Below are 5,307 nucleotides of genomic sequence, written 5' to 3'. Positions count from 1 at the left end.
AAGAATATTCAGTTGAATAGCTGAATGTTTCAGTTTCGGTTATTGTTGTAAGAGTTGGAAGAGCAAGAGTTACTGTATATGTATTTGTTACGGCCGGGTCCTGTGCTGTAACGGTGTATGTAATTATAACAGTCTTTCCGAGATTTTCACTGTACCAGTCGTATGGAACGGTAATCACATTTTCAGAAACTGAAGCACCGCTGTCAATAATTGATTCACTGTCTACAGTCACAGTACAGTCTGTAATTGAAGCTTTTTCGTAAACCGTCGGTGTAATTACAATATTTCCGGTGTAATTCAGACTTGCAGAAAGTTCGTAAGATGTTGTATCTGAACTGAATGAATTTGCAAGGATTGAATTATTGTAATCTGTTCCGTTCTGCACAACAGAAAGAGCCGTCAGTGCTGCTGTGGTATCTGCTTCAACATAAACGATAATATGGTATGTATGAGTTGAATTACCGTTGCTTGAAATAACAGTCACTGTGTACATAAGACAGCCGGCATCGCTGGCAGAAATTGTATAGCTTCCTTCGTATGAGCCTGTTGATTCAGTTCCGACAGAAACAGAAGAAGTTTCCCAGTTTTCATCATCTGAGGCAGTTATGTTTCTTATTGAAGAATGAGTCTTTGTAACAGAAATTACTGCATTATCAGAAACTGCTGCTGCAGAAAGAACAAGTGTTCCGGCATCGATGTCATAAGCATCTGAAACCGGCATGTAAACATAGCTTGCTGCAGTGTCAGAATCTGTAGTCCAGTCAGAAAGTTCAATTGATGCAGAATCAAAAGAAAGTTCCTTTAAGCGTGATTCTGAATCGCTTGCACGCACTATGTAGTAGGTGTAGTCTTTTGATGTGCCGTTATTTTCTACATACATTACAAGTTTTGTCGTACCTTCAGGAATTACAATTGAAGAAGAAGTATTTCCAGTCTTGGTTGTTGTATATCCGTCAGCTTCATAAGAAGCATTTCCAATACTTACAATCCATGAATTTGATACCTGACCGGAAGAAGAATTATCTTTATGAAGTACACTCCAGCTTGCATCACTTTGGGATGCAGGAGTAGCTCCGTTTGCATCGGCTGTCTGAGTTACGGAGCTTACATTTACTGTTGCATTCTGCTGTGTTACGGTGAATGGAAGATGAACAGTATCTACCGAATTTTCCAGATATATATAATATTCACGTGTTTCTGTATCTATTCCACTTCCAAGATTATCCCAGCCGCTTACAGAATAAGAAACAGTATTTACGTCAGGTTTTACAAATTTATATGTAATACCGCAGATTTTTACAGTTGTAGTTCCGTTCGGCAAATCTTTTGTATTATAGCTTACTCCAGTTCCCTGAGCTATTTCACCGAGTGTAAAGTGGTATCCGGGTGCAGAAAGATTATCTGAAGTCTCATCAATTCCTGCTGATACTGCGCCTGCAGCATATCCAGTAAAACTTGTGTTTTGACCGGTTGCATAAACTGTGTTTGCTGCCGTATATGTTACAGCTGCGTCCTTATCAAGCGGGCGGAAGTAGAAGTCAAGCTGGTCTGCGTAGGTGGATACATTTACAGCCACTCCGCTTGTTGTGCTAGCAACTTCAGAAGTTGTCTTTTGTGTAAGAATTGTCTTTGTGCTTCCGTCTTCGTAAGTTGCAACAACGACAAGCTCTGTAAGATTTGTGTTTAAATCTCCCGCCTTTGTAATTTTTACTGCATGGTAGGTGGTGTCTGCACGTTTTTCGCTTTCATAGCCGGAAGTTGTGTAGTGGTAGTAGCTGTCACTTACGGTCTTTACCCAAAGCACGCGGGTAATGGTAGCGGTGCTTTCATCGCCAATGGTGAGCGATTTTGAAACTGGAGATGAAGTCTGTGTGGCATAGGTGTATGAATCAGTCCACTCATCATCACCAGGAAGAGTAGAAACTGAATCAGAAACACCGTATGCGACTGTTGTTCGCTTGTTTGCTGGGACTGCTGTAAAGGTTAAATCAGTTACATCTACGCGGCTGTCTGCGCTGAGCGTCATGCTGTATTTTGCTGTTCCGCTTGAACTTTCACCTGTGTATGTTGTGTCTACAGTAAATCCTTTAACGCCGTTTGCATAAGAGGAAGCTGGAGTAAAGTCGAGGGCAGAAAGTGTTGTGTCTCCGTCCGTTGTTTTTGTTACGTAAATTGTATAGGTGCGGCTGACTCCACTTTCGTCAGTTACGGTAAAGGTGATTTTTGAAGTTCCGCCTGCTAATGGAACAGTAAGTCCTGAAACATCAGGAACAGTACCATATTTTGTAATAACCTTTGCATCAGAAATTTCTGCATTTTCAGAAGCAGCAGTTGCATTAATAGTGATTGAATCTGCTTCTTCATCAACTTCAAGACGATAAACAGTGACATCAGGATTAAATTCAGGAGTAAGTGCCAGTGATGAGGTATCCTCACCGCTGGTCAAATCTACTGTCAGTTCTGAAAGTTTTGAATAGTTTCCGGTAACCGCAGTTGAACCTGAAGCTGAAGTTTCTGTGTAAATGTTTCGGGTAAGAATTACTTTATAAGAAGTTTCAGTAAAATCCGGGGCAGTAATTGTTACTGTTACTTCAGTTTTTCCATATGGAATTGAAGCTTTAATTGCCTGATTATTTCCGTATTTACTTTCTGTCTCGAAATCAAGTGCATTATTAACTTCTGTAATTTTTTGACCTGTAACAGTTGTAGTTGTAACTTCTGTCTTAGTGCCTAAATCAGAATCATAAGAAGTCGTTGTAACAGTCTGGGTTACAGCTTCATATTCTTCAATTTGAATTACAGACCACTCGATAGAATAATCTGTATCGGACAGAAAATATCTGAAGCTCATGTCATTATCATCTGCAGTTATTTCTGAAAGTTCATATTCTGGAATTTCTTCATCATATTCAATCATATTTAATGATTCATCCTGAGCACTAAGAACAACAAGCCCTGAATTATAAATAAGTTCATATCGCTTTGTCAGAACAATTCTGTAGGTTGAAGAGTATTCTTCATCATCAGCTGTAATTGTACAGCTAACAACAGTGACTCCATAAGGAAGATTTGCCGTTACAATACTTGAAGATGAAGAAGAATTATCTGTTAAAGAAACTTCAACAGGCTTTGAAAGTTTTTGTGCACTCTGACTGAAATAGCCTGTTACTTCCTCACCTGCCGCATCTTTTCCAGTTTCTAAATCAGCAGAAAAAAGCCAGGTCTGTTCCGCAGTCCAGGTAACAGTTGCATTTGAATCATTTGCATATGCCCTGAATTCTACAGGATTATCATCATCATGAAGAGAAACATTTGTTCCATTTATATAATCAACATCAAAATCATTAAAATCAGAAGGAACTTTTCCTACAAAATATGTATTCTGGGCTGCATTATAGGTTATCTGATTTACAGAAGGCGCAGTATTTTTTATTACTACAAGACCGCTGGAAACACTGGAAGTGCCAACGCTGGAAGCTGAAGTTTTTAGAGAGTCATCACCAGTTTTTTCAGTTCCGTCTTCATTGTAATAACGCTCAAATAAATTAGAACAGCCGGTGAAAACCATCATTAATGAAAATACAATAAAAGTAAAACGAAAAATCTTTTTCATAAAACCTTCTTTCTCCTAAAACTATTCCTGTCTTGTAACAATAAATTCTACACGGCGGTTCTTCCACCAGTTCTGTCTGTCTTTCCATTCAGCAATCGGATTAGCACCACCTTTTCCTTCAGAAGCTAAAAGTTCTTGTTTTAATCCGCGTTCAATAAGTGAATCTGCTATAACTTTTGCACGAAGATTTGACAAAGGAACAAGTTCTTCACGGTCTTCGCGCTCTGTATTGGTAACATTATTTGCATAACCTTCAACCAGAACACTTACTTCACCATGTTCTTTAATCTGACGGGCAATGCTGTCCAGAGTTTCGATATTTTCCTGACGCTGTTCGGCAGGGATTCTGTCAAAGGTTGCTTTGTCTGCATCGAAGTGAATTGTATTTACGATAATTTTCCATTTTTTGTTAGGAATAATTACCTGCATCAAAATTCCGGTCTTCAATGAATTATCTGCAGTTACTTCCTTCACACCGGTACGTTCCTGATCTTTGTGAGAAGGAACAACGGTAAGATTTACAGTATAAATATTTCTTGAAAATACAAGTTCTCCGGAATCTGATCGGCCGTTCCATTCAAGATTCTCCGGAAGTGCACCTTTTCCGGTCCATGTCTTAAATTCATGATTCTGAGAATCAAGGATTGTAATTTTCCAGCTTTCAGGCTCTTCTTCAAAATTTTTAACAGAAGGAAACAAAACTGCAGTTTCATCAATTCCATCATCATCAGGAGTAAATCCTTCTTTTGGAGTAAGTTCAATTTTCGCAGAAGGAGCAGGCCAGGATTCAATCTGTTCTTTTTCTATTTTTTTCTGTTCAAGATTCTGTTCTTTTTTCTTTTGAGATATCCGCTGAATATCATTTACAACACCAAAAGGATAGGCTCTGATTCCAATATACGCTCTTGCATAGCCTGCAAAACCACCGCCAATACTTGTGTCATAAAAAGCATTATAATCAACTCCTAAAAAAGGAACTGCCATATCTGTTCCAAGGAAAAATGATGTTTCAAGTGAAAGTCTGTAAAAGAAACAGTTTGCACCTTCATCAAAAAGCTTAACACTGTTCATTCTTCCTTCATCTTTTGCACGCTTTGAAGGATAATAATCTGTAGTAATAAAATTTACACCAAGTCCGGCCCCAGGAACAATTTCAAGCCATGAAGGAAGCCATGAAACAGAATTTTTTGTAAGCAGACGGCGGAAACGGAATTCAACTATATTCGTACGGAAATTTTCCATAAGAGCGTAAGAGCCTTTTCCTTCACCCCACATATCGTGCGTGTAAGCAAACCCCAAAAGCCAGCCGCTCCAGTTATAACCGGCACCAGCAAAAAAATTGGCTCCGTAGCTTGTCATGGCAATATTTCCCTGACTGTAAAATTCAACAGGGAAGCTTAAACCGCCTCCAAGCTCAAAAAAAACATGATTTGGCTGTAAAATTTCAAAATCTGGCAGAAATTTACCGTTATCAGGTTCAGAAACTGCAAAAAAACAGGAAAACAAAGCAAAACACAAAGTCAGTAATTTTTTTTTTTTCATATATCCTCAATTTTTTTGTCTCACCGATGTACCGTGGAAATTAATCTTATAGATTTAAATGCTTAATTTCAATAATTTTTGAATTAAAACGTAGTTATATTAAGCATTTTCTTATCTTTTTGTACTATTCAGTTGAAAACTATCTTAAATAT

The 5,307-nt window shown here is 38.3% G+C and carries 2 protein-coding genes; both read right to left on the bottom strand.

The features are described 5' to 3' along the window. Nucleotides 1-3,613: cadherin-like beta sandwich domain-containing protein (locus tag ACKI5B_RS11780; protein WP_407428990.1), on the bottom strand; the 3,613-nt coding region annotated here is incomplete at its 3' end. Nucleotides 3,614-3,634: 21 nt separating this feature from the next. Then, a complete protein-coding gene (locus ACKI5B_RS11775) occupies nucleotides 3,635-5,155 on the bottom strand; it encodes an OmpA family protein (protein WP_407428988.1) in 1,521 nt (506 codons plus the stop codon). Between the last annotated feature and the right edge of the window lie 152 nt (nucleotides 5,156-5,307).

The organism is Treponema sp., assembly GCF_045657965.1.
In the GTDB taxonomy this organism is placed as follows: domain Bacteria; phylum Spirochaetota; class Spirochaetia; order Treponematales; family Treponemataceae; genus Treponema_D.
This window is presented reverse-complemented; position numbering and strand designations above follow the sequence as displayed.